The sequence below is a fragment of the Olleya sediminilitoris genome, assembly GCF_016785945.1.
Taxonomy (GTDB): domain Bacteria; phylum Bacteroidota; class Bacteroidia; order Flavobacteriales; family Flavobacteriaceae; genus Olleya; species Olleya sediminilitoris.
Genome location: NZ_JAEMEF010000007.1, coordinates 115,823 through 131,622, shown reverse-complemented (window position 1 = coordinate 131,622; position 15,800 = coordinate 115,823). Strand labels below are relative to the sequence as shown.

Annotated in this window: 12 protein-coding genes; 6 read left to right on the top strand and 6 right to left on the bottom strand. The window is 30.8% G+C overall.

The genetic code is table 11. The features are described from left to right. Window positions 1–2 precede the first annotated feature (2 nt). From JAO71_RS09800 to ctlX, 4 genes are all read left to right on the top strand, one after another. Window positions 3–1,628 (top strand): pyruvate dehydrogenase complex dihydrolipoamide acetyltransferase, encoded by a 1,626-nt coding sequence (locus JAO71_RS09800; RefSeq protein ID WP_203000526.1) that lies wholly within the window; start codon window positions 3–5, stop codon window positions 1,626–1,628. A 93-nt stretch (window positions 1,629–1,721) separates the two neighbouring features. Next, the gene (locus tag JAO71_RS09795; protein WP_116823402.1) at window positions 1,722–2,681 is read left to right on the top strand and encodes a M28 family peptidase; all 960 of its coding nucleotides are present in this window, start codon (window positions 1,722–1,724) and stop codon (window positions 2,679–2,681) included. Continuing rightward, entirely contained in the window at window positions 2,671–3,357 is a 687-nt protein-coding gene (locus JAO71_RS09790; protein WP_203000524.1) for an SDR family NAD(P)-dependent oxidoreductase, read from the top strand. Before JAO71_RS09795 ends, JAO71_RS09790 begins: the two co-directional genes overlap by 11 nt. 131 nt (window positions 3,358–3,488) lie before the next feature. After that, window positions 3,489–4,421, top strand: coding sequence for a citrulline utilization hydrolase CtlX (gene ctlX, locus JAO71_RS09785; RefSeq protein ID WP_116823401.1), 933 nt, complete (start codon window positions 3,489–3,491; stop codon window positions 4,419–4,421). Here the strand turns inward: ctlX and JAO71_RS09780 are convergent. Then, on the bottom strand, window positions 4,354–6,474 hold the full coding sequence (locus tag JAO71_RS09780; protein WP_203000522.1) for a tetratricopeptide repeat-containing sensor histidine kinase: 2,121 nt from the start codon (window positions 6,472–6,474) through the stop codon (window positions 4,354–4,356). The two genes, ctlX and JAO71_RS09780, sit on opposite strands and share 68 nt — an antisense overlap. Before the next feature lie 344 nt (window positions 6,475–6,818). On the opposite strand from JAO71_RS09780, the gene argS reads away from it, so the two are divergent. Then, entirely contained in the window at window positions 6,819–8,603 is a 1,785-nt protein-coding gene (gene argS / locus JAO71_RS09775; protein ID WP_203000520.1) for an arginine--tRNA ligase, read from the top strand. An 84-nt stretch (window positions 8,604–8,687) separates the two neighbouring features. On the opposite strand, the gene JAO71_RS09770 is transcribed toward argS, so the two are convergent. The 5 genes from JAO71_RS09770 to JAO71_RS09750 form a co-directional block, all read right to left on the bottom strand. Continuing rightward, window positions 8,688–9,026 (bottom strand): hypothetical protein, encoded by a 339-nt coding sequence (locus JAO71_RS09770; protein WP_054851719.1) that lies wholly within the window; start codon window positions 9,024–9,026, stop codon window positions 8,688–8,690. Between the two features lie 71 nt (window positions 9,027–9,097). Then, window positions 9,098–10,168 carry a hypothetical protein gene (locus JAO71_RS09765; RefSeq protein WP_054851718.1) on the bottom strand — a complete coding sequence of 357 codons (1,071 nt, stop codon included), beginning with the start codon at window positions 10,166–10,168 and terminating at the stop codon, window positions 9,098–9,100. A gap of 166 nt (window positions 10,169–10,334) precedes the next feature. Continuing rightward, the gene (locus tag JAO71_RS09760; RefSeq protein WP_236011234.1) at window positions 10,335–12,839 is read right to left on the bottom strand and encodes a TonB-dependent receptor; all 2,505 of its coding nucleotides are present in this window, start codon (window positions 12,837–12,839) and stop codon (window positions 10,335–10,337) included. Between the two features lie 19 nt (window positions 12,840–12,858). Further along, window positions 12,859–13,773, bottom strand: coding sequence for a FecR family protein (locus JAO71_RS09755; protein ID WP_203000516.1), 915 nt, complete (start codon window positions 13,771–13,773; stop codon window positions 12,859–12,861). 52 nt (window positions 13,774–13,825) lie between these two features. Beyond that, window positions 13,826–14,341: an RNA polymerase sigma factor gene (locus JAO71_RS09750; protein ID WP_203000514.1), complete on the bottom strand. Its 516-nt coding sequence runs from the start codon at window positions 14,339–14,341 to the stop codon at window positions 13,826–13,828. A 348-nt stretch (window positions 14,342–14,689) separates the two neighbouring features. Between JAO71_RS09750 and JAO71_RS09745 the strand changes: the two genes are divergently transcribed. Further along, window positions 14,690–15,748 carry a hypothetical protein gene (locus tag JAO71_RS09745; protein ID WP_203000512.1) on the top strand — a complete coding sequence of 353 codons (1,059 nt, stop codon included), beginning with the start codon at window positions 14,690–14,692 and terminating at the stop codon, window positions 15,746–15,748. Window positions 15,749–15,800: the final 52 nt, after the last annotated feature.

Below are 15,800 nucleotides of genomic sequence, written 5' to 3'. Positions count from 1 at the left end.
ATATGGCTGAAATTATAAATATGCCACGTCTTAGTGACACCATGGAAGAAGGGACTGTTGCTGCTTGGTTAAAAAAAGTTGGAGATAAAATTGAAGAAGGTGATATCCTAGCTGAAATTGAAACTGATAAAGCAACCATGGAATTTGAGTCTTTTCACGAAGGGACTTTACTTCATATTGGTGTACAAGAAGGAGAAACTACTGAAGTAGATAAACTTTTAGCTATTATTGGTGAAGAGGGTGAAGATATTTCTGGTTTATTAGACGGAGGAAGTACTAAAGAAGCTTCTGCAGATGCAACTGAAACATCAAGTGATGAATCTGCATCTAATGATGATACGTCGGAAGCATCAACTTCTCAAGAGATTCCTGAAGGAGTAACTGTTGTTACTATGCCAAGGTTAAGTGATACTATGGAAGAAGGTACAGTTGCCTCATGGTTAAAAAATGTTGGAGATGTAGTAGAAGAAGGTGACATCCTTGCAGAGATTGAAACTGATAAAGCAACCATGGAGTTTGAATCTTTTCAATCAGGTACTTTATTATACGTAGGTTTAAACGAAGGTGATTCTGCCAAAGTAGATTCATTATTAGCAATTATTGGACCAGAAGGTACTGATGTTGCTGACATAGCTAAAAACTTTACTGTTGGTGGTGAAGCACCTAAAAAGGAAGAGGCTCCAAAACAAGACGCTAAAGTAGAAGCTCCTAAACAAGACACTAAAACAGAATCTGCTCCTAAAGCAGAGACTACTACAAATACAACAGGACGTATTTTTGCTTCTCCATTAGCTAAAAAAATGGCGGAAGAAAAAGGAATTAATTTATCTCAAGTTAATGGTTCTGGAGAAAATGGACGTATTGTCAAACGTGATATAGAAAACTTCTCTCCAGTTGGATCTACACAATCCTCTGCTCCAGTAGCTAAATTTGTTGCTACAGGTCAAGAAGATTTTGACGAAAAACCAAACTCGCAAATGCGTAAAGCTATTGCTAAAAACTTAGCTAAATCTAAATTTACAGCACCTCATTATTATTTAAATGTGGAGTTTGATATGGATAACGCTATGGCATTTAGAGCGCAATATAACTCTATTCCAGATACTAAAATTTCATTTAACGATATGATTGTTAAAGCCTGTGCTTTAGCATTACGTCAACATCCTCAAGTTAACTCTCAGTGGTTTGATGATAAAATGAAATTAAACAATCACGTACATATTGGTGTAGCAGTAGCTGTAGAAGACGGTTTATTAGTCCCAGTTGTTAAGTTTGCTAATGAGCAGTCTTTACCTCAAATTGGTGCAGCTGTAAGAGATTTTGCTGGTCGTGCTAGAAAAAAGAAATTATCTTTAGATGAGATGGAAGGTAGTACATTTACTATCTCTAACTTAGGTATGTTTGGTATAGAAAGTTTTACTTCTATAATAAATCAACCTAACTCTGCGATACTTTCGGTTGGAGCAATTGTTCAAAAACCTGTAGTAAAAAACGGTCAAGTTGTACCAGGTAATACTATGAAGTTAACCTTAGCTTGTGATCACAGAACAGTGGATGGAGCTACAGGAGCACAATTTTTACAAACATTAAAAGGTTTTATTGAAAACCCAGTGACGATGCTAGTATAATATTTTCGCTATAGCGGAAATAAAAACATATAAAATCCCATTTCAATATAATTGATTTGGGATTTTTTTATCTTTAAACATAAATAAATTCACATGAAAAAAATCATACTATTAAGTGCTGTTTTGCTAGTTGTTAGCGCTTGTAAAACAAAAGTAAGCAAACCAGAAACTCAAAAAGATTACACTTTAACGACTCAAGAAGTAACCAATATGGTAAGTATTTTGGCATCAGATGATTTACAAGGTCGTGATGTAGGTACAGCAGGTATTGCAGAAGCAGCTAATTATGTTGAGACAAATTTTAAATCTGCAGGATTAAAACCTTATTTTAATAGTTTTAGAGATGTATTTCAAGTAGGCGATTTAGAGGCTTTTAATGTAGTTGGTTTTTTAGAAGGTCAAGATGAAAAGTTAAAAAACGAATTTGTAGTTATTGGTGCTCATTATGACCATATTGGACAAAGTAAAACTGTTGCAAACGATAGTATTGCAAATGGAGCTAATGATAATGCAGCAGGAACAGCTGGTGTGATTGCATTAGCCAAATACTTTGGAGCTAAAAAAGCAAATAAGCGTAGTGTGTTGTTTGTAACATTTTCTGCTGAAGAAAAAGGTTTACTTGGTTCTAAGCATATCGCTAAACGCTTAAAAGAAGCTGATATTGATTTATATACAATGATTAATTTAGAAATGATTGGTGTACCTTTTAAAGACAGAGATTATCAAGCCTTTATTACAGGTTTTGAAAAGTCTAATTTAGCTGAGGTTATTAATAAACATGCTGGAAGTAAATTAATTGGTGCTTCAGATGTTGCTAAAAAATATGGTTTGTTTAAACGTTCTGATAATTATGCATTTTTTACAGAGTTTAATGTGCCATCACATACAATTTCATCTTGCGATTTAACTAATTTTGATTATTATCACCACGTTGATGATGAGGTAGATAAATTAGATTATACTTTTATGACTAGTCTAATAAATAATCTTGGACCTGTTTTAGAAAAAGTTGTTAATGCATCTGAAAAAGAAATTATTTTAAATGAAAACTAAAAATATAATAATCACAGGAACCAGTAGAGGTATTGGTTTTGAATTAGTCAAACTATTAATTGGTCAAGGACACAATGTATTAGCATTATCTAGAAATGCTGAACCTATTGAGGCTTTAAAATTAAAAAATACGACAGCCTTACCTTTTGATTTGTCTATAGAAGACGACTATTCTAAGGTAGAAGCGTTTATCCAAAACAATTGGAAACATGTTGATGTTTTAATAAATAATGCAGGAGCAATAGTTAATAAACCTTTTGCTGAAACCAGTATGAAGGATTTTGAAAATGTTTACAAAACTAACGTTTTTGGTGTTGCTCAAATGACCAAAATAGTATTACCTTTTATGAATAAAGGTAGTCATGTCTTAACCATTAGCTCAATGGGAGGCGTACAAGGTAGCATGAAATTTGCAGGCTTATCTGCATACAGTTCTAGTAAAGGAGCGGTAATAACTTTAACCGAGTTGCTTGCCGAAGAGTATAATGAACATGGACCTTCGTTTAATGTTTTAGCCTTAGGAGCTGTTCAAACCGAAATGTTAGAAGAGGCTTTTCCTGGTTACCAAGCTCCTAATACTCCAGAGCAAATGGCAAATTATATAGCAAATTTTGCTTTAACAGGTCATCAGTTTTATAATGGTAAATTATTGCAAGTGTCTAATTCCACACCATAAACTTTAAAATGGTTGATTTATTAATTTAAATTAATCCATAAAGTTTAAAGGATATTACTACGCGTAATTAATTCACTTTTTTTAAATGAATTTAATATTTAATTGAATTATTTTTGCCGAAATATTTAACCATGAAACAAACAACAAATACCATATTAATGATTCGTCCTGTTAATTTCAGAATGAATGAAGAAACTGCTGTAAATAATTTTTTTCAAGAAGAAATTGATTTAAAAAATGCAGAAATAAACGAAAAAGCTACTTTAGAATTTGATGCTTTTGTAGAGAAACTTAAAGCTGTAGGAGTTAATGTTATTGTTGAAAATGATGATAAAGCATTGAATACTCCAGACTCAGTTTTTCCTAATAATTGGGTGAGTTTTCATGAAAATGGAGATGTAGCAATGTATCCAATGTTTGCAGAAAACAGAAGACGTGAAAGACGCGAAGCTATTTTTTTAAGATTAGAAAAAGAAGGTTTTAAAATTAAAGATATTATAGATTATACTTCAGCTGAAGAAGAAGGTTATTTTCTTGAAGGTACAGGAAGTATTTTATTAGATCGTGTTAATAGTATTGCTTATTGCGCTTTATCACCTCGTGCTGATGAGGAATTGTTTATTGAGTTTTGTGAAGATTTTGAATACACACCTGTCGTTTTTACAGCAAATCAAACGGTAGATGGTAAACGTTTGCCTATTTATCATACTAATGTTATGATGTGTTTAGCAGAAACTTTTGCTGTGATATGTTTAGAAACAATTGATAATAAAAAGGAACGTAAGCAAGTTGTTTCTAATTTAGAAAAAACAGGAAAAAAAGTGATAACCATTACTGAAAAACAAATGCATCAATTTGCTGGCAATATGTTACAAGTAAGAGGTCAAGATGATGCTTTGTATTTGGTTATGAGTCAAGCTGCTCATGATAGCCTATCTAAATCACAAAAAGACTTGATTGAGGCACATTGCCCAATATTATCTAGTGCACTAACGACTATTGAGACTTGTGGAGGTGGAAGTGCTCGCTGTATGATGGCTGAGGTGTTTCTTCCAAAGGCTTAGTTAAATTATTAGTTTTATTCTTAGGGAGTTCTATATAAAAAGTACTCCCTAAATTTAAAGTACTTTCTACCCATATTCTACCTTGGTTTAATTCTACTAACTCTCTACAAATAGTTAAACCTAAACCAGTACCTTTTTCTTTATTAGTTCCTCTAGTAGAAAACGTATTATTTCCAAATAGTTTCTCTTGATTTTCTTTGCTAATACCAACACCTGTATCAGATATACTTAAAATAGATTTATCGCTATTAATTTGATTTGAAATAGATATACTGTCGCCATGATTACAAAATTTAACTGCATTGGCTAAAAGGTTTTGTATAACAATTTCTACCATACTTCTGTCTGCAAAAACAAAATCACATAAAGTATTATCTAATAATGTGATGCCTTTAGATTCAAGTTTTTGATCCATTAGTTTTACTTTTTCAAGGAATACTTCTTTAATGTCAAATAAAGACGGTTCTGGCTCTAAAGATTGCATTTGGGACTTAGACCAATTTAATAAATTAAATAAAAGTAAAGAGGCGTTGTTGGCGTTTTCGCTTAATTCAGGAAGCAAGGTTTGAAATTCGTCTTGAGATAATTGTCCTTCTTTTAATAAATCAATAAACCCCTTTGTAGAAGTTAAAGTATCTTTTAAATCATGAGATACAATTGAAAATAGTTTATCTTTTACTTTATTAATGTTTTCTAGATGTTTACTTTGTTCTAAAATAGCCTCATTTTGTAATTCTATTTTCTTGTTTTGTGCCTCAAGTTGTTTAGTATATTTTAAGCGATTTTTTCGCTTTACAAATAGCAATACAAAAAAGGTTAGTACTACAGCAAATGCAGCTAGAAGTGCATAAAAGATAAGTTTAAACTTGTCAAATTTCTTTCTGCTAATAGAATTATTACTTAATTCAGAAGGTTGCAATAAAGCATTGACTTCTATCATAGCTTCTTCAATAGTGTCAACTTCTTTTATAGGATCTTTATCAATTTTTTTAGAGTCTATTTTTTCTTTAAGTCTATAGTATTCACCTTGCCAAACAAAGGCATTATCAAACTTACCGTTAGTAGAATCTAATATTTTCATTAGCTGGTAATTACGCAAAAGTTCTTGGTCGTTATGTGTAACTCGACTTAAATTAGAAGCTTCAAGTAATTGTGCTTCAGCAGTCCTTAAACGGTTTTGTTTTAAGTTTAATTCTCCAAGACTATTTAAGGCAATTAAAATTTCGTTTTTATTATCTAAACGTCTATTAATGTTTATTGATTCAGCTAGATATCTGGTTGCAGTACGGTAATCGTTATTTTTCAGATATGCGTTACCAAGATGAGGTAATATTTGTGCGCGCAAATTGTGGTCTTTAGAGCTAGCATAACCTAAAGCACTCTCAAAATAGTTAATGGCTAGATTATATTTTTCTTTTTTTAGATATAAGTAGCCTAATTCTTTATTAGTTTCAATTAAGCCAGCGATGCTGTTTGATTTTTTATCTACATTTAGTTTTTTAATATTAAAAGCAATTGCCTTTTCTGTGTTTCCAGCAGTATCGTAAGCTTTGGCAAGACTTTGATAATTTTTTGACAAATCATCATATAGTTCACGTTTTTCTAACTCGTTAATAGCAGCTAATGCATGAGCTAATCCGTCTTTGTAATTTCCATTTTTAATCTCAATTATTCCAAGATTACTATCTATTTGTGCAACAGATATTGAGTCTTCAATATTAGAGAAAAGTACTTTAGCGGTTTTAAAATAATCTATTGCTTTATGTATGTTTCCTTCTTGGGTATGGATTTTAGCTTTGTATAAAATGATATTTGCAAGTCCTTTTTTGTAGTCAATATCTTTTGCAAGCTTTTCACTTTCGTTAACAAATTTCAATGCTTTGCTATATTGTTTGTCTTCAAATAAGTATTTTATAATATTCAGAGAAGTGTTAACTTTAATCGAATCTGGATTTTGATAAGCTAACTGTATAGTTAAGCGCTCTAGCTCTTCATCTTGAGAAAAACCAAAGGTTAAATTACATAATAAAAATAGGACAAGTAGTCTCTTCATTTAAAAATTTAACTGTACATAAAACGTGACAAATTGCGAATGTCTCAAAATAAACTTTAAAATTTTATGTACTTTCTAAGTTAATTAAATTAAAAGAAGAAAATAGAGGGATTTTCCTTCAAAACATAAAAGTCAATATTAATAAGTTTAAAACATAATTTTTAAGAGGTAATACCAAAAAATTAGACTAACGGTAAGATTTGTTTTCTTCATGTAATGTAACTGTTTTAAAGTGTTTTAAATACAGGTCATATAACGGTTAGTTAATCTAATATAAAGCCTATCAAAAAATAACAATTTCTTGCAAGAAATACTATATTTGCCTTTTCAAAAAAGTACAATTCATGAGTCTTCAAAACACATTAGAGCAACACATTAAACAAGCGGTTAATACCATTTATAATGCTAATTTAGAAACGGTCGAGTTTCAAGCAACTAGAAAAGAATTTGCTGGAGATATTACAGTAGTCGTGTTTCCTATGTTACGTGTTGTAAAAGGTAATCCAGTCCAAATTGGTCAAGCTATTGGTGAGTATTTAGTGCAAAATGTAGAGCAAGTTGAGGCTTTTAATGTCGTAAAAGGGTTTTTAAATCTTGAAATTTCAGCTTTCTATTTTGTGGATTTTTTCAATACTATAAAACAAAATGTAAATTATGGTTTTGTTGACGCTTCCGCGGAAAATAAAGCTGTTATGGTTGAATACTCTTCACCTAATACAAACAAACCCTTACACTTAGGACATATTAGAAATAACTTATTGGGTTATAGTGTTTCTGAAATTTTGAAAGCTTCAGGTAAAAAAGTTTACAAAACGCAAATTATTAATGATAGAGGTATACATATTTGTAAAAGTATGTTGGCTTGGAAGCGTTTTGGAAACAATGAAACACCAGAGTCTACAGGATTAAAAGGAGATAAATTAGTAGGTAATTACTATGTCAAATTTGATCAAGAATATAAAAAAGAAATAGCAGCTTTAGTAGCCAAAGGAAAAACAGAAGAGGATGCTAAAAAGGAAGCACCTATTTTAACTGAAGCTCAGCAAATGCTTCAAAAATGGGAAGCAGGAGATAAAGAAGTAGTTGCCCTTTGGGAAACAATGAATGGTTGGGTTTATGATGGTTTTAATACGACTTACAAAAACCTTGGTGTTGATTTTGATAACTTATACTATGAAAGTCAAACGTATCTTTTAGGTAAAGAGTTTATTGCAGAAGGTTTAAAATCTGGTGTATTCTTTAAAAAAGAAGATGGATCTGTTTGGTGTGATTTGACAGATGATGGTCTTGACGAGAAAATAGTGCTTCGTTCTGATGGGACAGCAGTTTATATGACTCAAGATATTGGTACAGCTATACAACGTGTAAAAGATTATCCTGATGTTGGAGGTATGGTTTATACTGTTGGTAATGAGCAAGAATACCATTTTCAAGTATTGTTTTTAATTATTAAAAAACTTGGATTTGATTGGGCTAAAAACTTATTTCATTTAAGCTACGGAATGGTAGATTTACCTTCAGGTAAAATGAAGAGTAGAGAAGGTACTGTTGTTGATGCAGATGATTTAATTGTTGAAATGGCTGATACAGCTCAAACCATATCTGAAGATTTAGGCAAATTAGATGGTTATACAGATCAGGAAAAAGCAGAACTATATAAAACAATAGGTTTAGGCGCTTTAAAATATTATATACTAAAAGTAGATCCTAAAAAACGTATTTTGTTTGACCCAAAAGAGTCTATAGACTTTCAAGGTAATACAGGTCCTTTTATACAATATACTTATGCTAGAATACAATCTATTTTACGCAAAGCTAATGAAGATACTAGTGTAACACTTAAGTCTAGTGATGTTGCTTTAGAAGATAAAGAACGAGACTTAATTAAACAATTACAGTTGTTTCCAGAAGTAATACAACTTGCAGCTAATAACCACAGTCCTGCTTTAATAGCTAATTATACTTATGATTTAGTAAAAGCTTTCAATAGTTTTTACCAAAACGTATCAATATTAGGTGCAGAAACACAAAATGAAATTGTATTTAGAGTACAGTTATCTCAAGCTGTAGCTAATACTATTAAAAATGCTTTTAACCTATTAGGAATTGACGTGCCAGAGCGTATGTAGTTACTCTTATTTAGAATATGATATTAAAAACGCTTTCAAGAAATTGAAAGCGTTTATTTATTAATAGATCTACTAATTGCTTCTCTATTTTGAGCTCAAAGCCATATTGGCAAGCCAAAACTGAATAATAAAGCTTCCCCAAAAAACAATAAAAGCAAGCGTTATTTTATTAGCTCTATCATTTTTTGTTAAAGTTTTGTAGTGTTTGCTAATGTCCCATTTAACAATGCCTTTTTTAGCCATTTTTGAGGCTAAATAATATACTGGTGTAATAAATATAAATCCACCAATAACTAAAACTGCTAAGTTTTTAGAGTTACTTAATATTAAAGATAAAGCTAGTATTAGATATAAACCAGTAGCTATAAATGTAAAAGGAAATGAAAAAAATAATATAGTGGATGGAATAATTTTTTCTGGCATTTTTTTATTTACGAGCCATTTTGAAGTACAATAAAATGCCAATAATAATTTTTGAAATATTTGTTTGAACATTAATTTTTAAAATTTGGAGGTAGTTTTATGTTAGGAGCAACATAGGTGTTGTCAATTTTTACGTCATTAAATATTGGAGTTGTTTTTTTAGGAAAATGCTTTATAGGTTTGTTGTTCCAAAGATCAGAATCACTTCCAAAAGTATTATCAATTCCTTCGCTAATATTAAAAGCATAATCTAAAATACCATATATAGCTAAACCAACAACTACTGCAGGAGCACCAACTGCTGTTGCAGCTATACCTACCACTAAAAGGGTTCCGTCAACGTAAGTGTGTGGTTTAATTTCTGTATCATTAATATAGGCATCACCAACTTCATATATAATTGTACCTGCAGATAGATAAGGTCCAACTTTTGCTACTTTTCCTGCTTTTTTCATAACCTTTTCAGCTCCATGAAATATTTTACCTGCTTTTGCTGGTTTGCCTACGCTTTTTGCAACTTTTGAAATCTTGTAAGCATAATGTCTTTTAAATTCCTTTGGTGTTCTGCTGTACAATTCTGCAAGATCACCTAAACCACTAATGTTTTTTTTAGTTGTTCCGTAAACTTGAGAAGCTAATAACATCCAATCATATTCTTCTTTAGACACATAATCATTTTGTAGTTCTAAATGTATTGGATCAGCTTCTAAAAGTTGTTGGTTTTGTTGGTAAGATTGTAAACTTTCGGTTGAGGTAAACGTAGCATAATCGCTACCATTACTTACAGTTACAGTAAAAGCTCTACTACCACCTAAAGTGGTTGTTCTAAAATCTACACATGCCGTATTTGGTACCAATATCCACTTGTCACCAACAAAGACTTCTTTGTGTGTCATTGAGCTAGTAGAATACCTAATATAATTATTAAAATTAGGAGGCTCTTGGTTTTGAGTTTGTTCTCGAGCAATATCGTCTAAAATTTGAGAAATTTCTTTGTTATGTGCGTTTAAAGACGACTCTAGATAACTACCAAAACTGCGGTTGTTTTGATTGTATACAGATGTTCCCATTTTACATTGCCAAGCAAAGTCTACTTCTTGCTGTAGTACTATTTGTAATGCTTTTAATTTTTCATTTAACATTGTATAATAAGTTATTTAGTAAAACAATTTAAATCATTCGGTATACAAACATAACATTATTTATTTTTAAATGCTATAGGTGTTTTTTGGTTTGTTTGTTGTAACTTATTGAAATACAGTTGTTGGTTTGTTTCTTTTATTAAATAAAGATATTTGGTAAATAGTATTAAAAATTAACGCGTAGACTTACGTTTGGCGTTAGGCCTAAAGACAGGTTGTTTACCTCAATAGTATTGTTGCTATCCTCAGGATCTACTTGATAATATCTATTAATTACATTGTCTTCATTACTTAAGTTACGTACACCTGCTTTTAGACTAATATTAGTTGTGTTATTAAAATCATAGGTATAACCTAAAGAGGCATCTAAACGTAAAAAATCGTCTACATTTTGGATATTGGGTTGGTCATAATTGACATAATAATTGTTGTTAATTTCAATTGTTGGGTTAGCTTCAAGAGGTTTTGTGTATGGTTGTCCAGAATGCCAAATACCACCTAATGATAATTCTAAGTTTTTTATTATAGAATAATTTATAGCCAAAGAGATAGAGTGTCTAATGTCTACATTATTAGGGAAAACACTAGGTGTAAAGCTTTCAAAAGTATAATTGTTAATACTATAAGTGTAACTTAACCATGTGCTAAATTTATCAGTAGTTTTATTTGCTAAAAACTCTATGCCTTTTGCAGTGTAACTTCCTGTGGCACTCAGATATTGAAAATTATTATAAAAACCTTGATTGCTAGCTGTAATCCCATCAACCGTTTTGTAAAATCCATTAATATCAATATTTAAATTATGTTTACTATAATCAACACCAAATGATGCTTGTTTACTAGTAGATATTGGTATGGTATTATTGTCTGCTAATATCCAGCGTCTATTTTCAACGCCTAAAAAATCATCCTGAAAATCTACAATTTGTGTTGCAGACTGATTTTTAAATTCTCCTTCTAATTTTAAAGCCCATTGATTAGATAGTTTTTGTCTTGCAGTAATACGAGGTTCTATTAATAACTTATCAAATTTCTGAAAATAATTTCCGCGTAGTCCAATCCTTAAAAAGGTATTGTCTTTATGGTATTCTATTTGTGTAAACAATGCATGGTTTAACAGAACATCTTTTTTTGTACGTGAATAAGAAGGGGCAGTTACAGTAGTTTCATTTAATATACCAATCTCGTTAAACTGATAACCATTTAAAAAATTTAAAAACGGAGTAAAACTATAGTTGGTTTTAACCTGTATACTGGTTTCTAATACTTCATTAGCTTGTGTTAAGCGTTGCTCTGTTTGGACTCTTAAATCTGAAGCATCTACTGTATATCTAGAGTAGTTACCAGATACGTCTGTGCTAAAGTTTTTTGTCCATTGTGCTTTCCAATGTCCACCATAACCTAAATTGTCTTGAGCTAAATTACTGGTTTTTGACGTGGTTGTATTATCGCTATCAGTAATAGTTTCGGCATAATCTAAATTGTTATTAATACCAATAATATTAGCTCTAAAACGATGTTTTTTGTTTAAGTCAAAAAGTAGTTTTGCAGTAAAATCATAAAAGACAAAATCAGAAGAAGTTGTGCTGTTTTCAATATTAGAATTGATATTTATATCACTATCCTGAAAACTTCTTTCAAAATAATTATCATAAGTAGGTGTGCTAATCACATCAGTGATAGAACGTCTTCCTGAAATATGTAATGCTAGTTTTTTACTAACAGGAATTTCTAAAAAAGCATCTGCACTAATTAAATTTACACCAGCTCCTCCAGAAAAAGTATCTTCAATTTTATCTTTAGTATACATGCTAATGGTACTTGAAACACCGTCACTGTATTGACTGCTGGTTCCGTTTTTAGTCACAATAACTTTGTTAGTTAAGTTTGGGTTATAAGCAGATATTAACCCAAAAAAGTGACCAGAATGATACATTTTTATACCATCCCAAAGGATTAAATTTTGGTCATTTGTTCCTCCTCTTACATTAATGTTGGCAATACTTTCGTTAACGCTTTCAACGCCTGGTAAAGCTTGTATGGACTGTAAAATATCAGGTTCGATTAAGCCTGGTAAATTCCCGAATTCTTCTGTGTTTAACACAATACTACCATCTATAAATTTTTGCAAACCTGTAGTTAAGTATTTAGTAATTAAAACTTCGGTTAACATTTGGTTGTCCTCTGTAAGTGCAATTGTTGGACAAGATTGTTGATTGTTAAATAATGTTTTAGCAGAAATTTTTAACGTTTGATAACCTAAATAAGAAATAGAAAGTGTCGCTTTAAGCGGAATTTCGGTTAAGTTAAATTCACCATTATAATTTGTGCTTGTACCTTGATACGTATTATCAATAATAACTGAAGCGCCAATCAGCGCTTCATTGGTTTCTTTTGAAACTAAAGTACCACAAATAGAAATTGTTTTTTCTAACACAGAAACGGTAATATACCGACTATCTATTGTTTTAAAATTTAGTAAGGTATTAGCGTTTAAGTGTTGTAACGTTTGTTGTAAATTTAATTCCCTTTCCGGTTGAGGTATGTTGATGTTAGCAACATCGTCTACAGCATAACTAAATTTTACATCAAATTGCTCTTGAATACTTATTAAGTAATCAGCTAAAGGCAAGCTATTAGTTTGACCAAAACTAATAACAATCCAAAACATTAAACAGTAGGTTAGCCAGTTATTGCCCTTCATATTTATATAAGGTAACAGTAGTATTATTAATTTTATAACTTAATTTTAAAGGTATTGTTATGGCTTGTAATGCAGTATTTAAGTTGCTGTGTGTAAAGGTACCTGTAAATAATTGTGTAGTGTCAATAGCATCAGCATTAATAGTTACATCATATTGACGTTGTACTTCTGCAATGACTTGTTGTAAGCTAATGTTAGTAAAAGTACTTTCGGCTTTAAGCCAACTAGGAGATGTTGCTTTTGTGTTATCTATTAATTCTATATTATCATTAACAACCTTAAAACCTTTACCTTTTGATAGTTTAATAGTTTTGTTATTATGTGTTACACTAACCAATCCTTCAAAACATACGACTTCAAAATAGTTGTCACGCTCCTTAACATTAAACTGTGTACCTAAAACTTGTACTAAACCTGCAGAAGTATTAACGGTAAATTTTTGTCCTTTTTCAACTTTAAAAAAGGCTTCACCATCTAATGTTAAATCGCGTTTATCATCCCAAGTTTTTGAGTTATAAGATAAGCTAGATTGTGCATTTAATATTACCTCAGAGTTATCAGGTAATTTAAATGTTTGAGTTTGGGCAACTGTTGTTTCAAAATTTTTGGTGTTATTAAAAAAGGCAAAGTATGAGATGCCAAGCATAAAAATAAGCATTGCTGCTACCTTAAAAAAGGTTTTAAAGTTTAAGCTAATAACTTTAGGTTCGGTTTTAGTTAATGGACGTTGCTTAAAAGCATTTAACGCTTGTTGTGCATCTACTTTTGGAGCCTCCATTTGTGAGCTATAATGCTTAATTTTTTCTAAAGTTTTAAAATCTTCAGACTGTTTTAAAGCATCAAGTTCTGGTTTGGTTAATTGGTCATCAAACCATTTTAATATGTCGTTTTCTTTTTTCATTGGTATAAGTCCTTCAATCTTAAGACAATTAAGTCTAGTTTTACCCTACTTATTAAATATTTTTTATGTGCTGCTTTAATGTTTTTAAGGCACCAGACATTCGTTTTTCTACTGCTTTTTGTGATATACCAAGTAGTTCTGCTATTTCACGATATTTTTTTCCGTCAATTCTATTTAATAAAAAGACTTCGCGCTGACCGTCTGTTAATAAAGCAATGGCTTGTTGTAACTTGGTTTTAAATTCTTCTTCCTCTAATAAATATTCAGGACTTTGATTATCTCTATCTATATATGGAGCAGCTTTTGCATAATCCATGACTACTTTATTGTGCTTTATAGTATTTAAAAACATATTATTAATGGAGGTAAATAAATAGGTTTTGGCTTTACTAAATTCAATTTTAGCACAATGTTCCCAAATCTTAGAAAACGCATCTTGTACTAAATCTAAAGCTTTAGCATTGTCACCACATTTATAATAAGCAAAGTTGCTAGCTTTTTGCACGTGCTTTAAATAAAAGTCGCTAAAAAACTGGTCCTCACAAAGGTTGTTTTGGCTGTCTGTCATATATCATTTATAGTATTAAAGACAATAATTAAAAATAATTGAAACCAAAAGTAGGGTAAAAAAACTTTGGGTTGTCTTAAGTACATATTAGCCCAAAGATATAAAAATATGAATACCGAAAAAGTTAGTACAATAATAGAAGTCATACTAACAGTAGTACTAATATCAAGCTTTGCAACTATAATTTACACAATAAATCAATTAATTAAAATTTTAGGGTAGGGTAAAATAAAAATTAGTTGTCTTACCTATAGAAAGGCGAAAAAATAGCTTTGAAAAAGAAAAATCAAAAAGTATTAAACTACAATTAACAAAAAGAAAAATTAAATTTACAAACCATTAAAAATTATGAAAAACTTAAAATTAATTACAGCACTTTGTCTATTAGCAATCTTTTCATTTACATCTTGTCAAGATGAAATTGATAATGAAAATGGAGACAATCCAAATACAAACACAGCTAACTCACAAACAGCAAGTAACCTTGAGCGTGCTTCTGCTTATGATGGATCATTTGATGACTTTTTAGATGGCGTATCTTGTTCTTCTATTATATTGCCAGTTACAGCAACTGTTAATGGGACTCAGGTAAGTATTATTAGTCAGTCAGATTACCAACAAGTTATTGATATTTTAGCTCAATTTAATAACGATAATGACACAGTAGTATTACAATTCCCGTTTGCAGTAACATTAAGTAATTATACTGAAGTTGTTATAGCTAGCCAGTCTGATTATGACGAAATTATGAATGTTTGTGAAACGTTAGAAGACGCTGGTGAAGACGCTATTTCTTGTATTGACTTTAACTTTCCAATTACAATATTGACTTACAGTTTAGATTTTGAACAAACAGGAAGTGTTGTTGTTGAAACCGAACAACAATTATATACGTACATAAACAGTATGGGAGACGATCAGTTATTTTCGGTTAACTATCCAATTACAGCAACGGTTGAAGGAGATACATCTCAAACCATATCTATTAATAGTGACGCACAATTACAAGCGGAAATCTCTGATTGTTTAGGTATAGAATCAATCGAAGAGCAAGCTCAAAATGATGCGGATGAGGTTGAAATGATTTTAGTAGATGGTGTTTTTGAAGTGCAGTCTATTATTGAAGCAGGAGTTGATACAGCTGTAGACTTTGCAGAATTCACAATTGATTTTGCCAATGATTTATCAGTTGTAGCTGAAAATGTTGTTAATACAACAGTACAAGATGTTCAAGGTACATACGAAGTAACATCACAAACAGAAGTACACGTAAATCTAACGTTTAGTAATAACACAACGTTTAATATTTTAAATCAAAATTGGGTTGTTACAAATTATAGTAGTACATCAATATCATTACAAAGTACAACCAATGCAGCACTAACCTTAGTGTTAACACAAATATAGATAAGTAAATTAAGTGATTATTAGTTTGTTTAACTTTGCTGTCTCTAAACTT

What these genes read in the sequence shown, in the direction of transcription:
- JAO71_RS09800 (WP_203000526.1), top strand. Translation starts at nt 3, where the DNA reads ATGGCTGAAATTATAAATATGCCACGTCTTAGTGACACCATGGAAGAA.
- JAO71_RS09795 (WP_116823402.1), top strand. Translation starts at nt 1,722, where the DNA reads ATGAAAAAAATCATACTATTAAGTGCTGTTTTGCTAGTTGTTAGCGCT.
- JAO71_RS09790 (WP_203000524.1), top strand. Translation starts at nt 2,671, where the DNA reads ATGAAAACTAAAAATATAATAATCACAGGAACCAGTAGAGGTATTGGT.
- ctlX (WP_116823401.1), top strand. Translation starts at nt 3,489, where the DNA reads ATGAAACAAACAACAAATACCATATTAATGATTCGTCCTGTTAATTTC.
- JAO71_RS09780 (WP_203000522.1), bottom strand. Translation starts at nt 6,474, where the DNA reads ATGAAGAGACTACTTGTCCTATTTTTATTATGTAATTTAACCTTTGGT.
- argS (WP_203000520.1), top strand. Translation starts at nt 6,819, where the DNA reads ATGAGTCTTCAAAACACATTAGAGCAACACATTAAACAAGCGGTTAAT.
- JAO71_RS09770 (WP_054851719.1), bottom strand. Translation starts at nt 9,026, where the DNA reads ATGCCAGAAAAAATTATTCCATCCACTATATTATTTTTTTCATTTCCT.
- JAO71_RS09765 (WP_054851718.1), bottom strand. Translation starts at nt 10,168, where the DNA reads ATGTTAAATGAAAAATTAAAAGCATTACAAATAGTACTACAGCAAGAA.
- JAO71_RS09760 (WP_236011234.1), bottom strand. Translation starts at nt 12,839, where the DNA reads ATGTTTTGGATTGTTATTAGTTTTGGTCAAACTAATAGCTTGCCTTTA.
- JAO71_RS09755 (WP_203000516.1), bottom strand. Translation starts at nt 13,773, where the DNA reads ATGAAAAAAGAAAACGACATATTAAAATGGTTTGATGACCAATTAACC.
- JAO71_RS09750 (WP_203000514.1), bottom strand. Translation starts at nt 14,341, where the DNA reads ATGACAGACAGCCAAAACAACCTTTGTGAGGACCAGTTTTTTAGCGAC.
- JAO71_RS09745 (WP_203000512.1), top strand. Translation starts at nt 14,690, where the DNA reads ATGAAAAACTTAAAATTAATTACAGCACTTTGTCTATTAGCAATCTTT.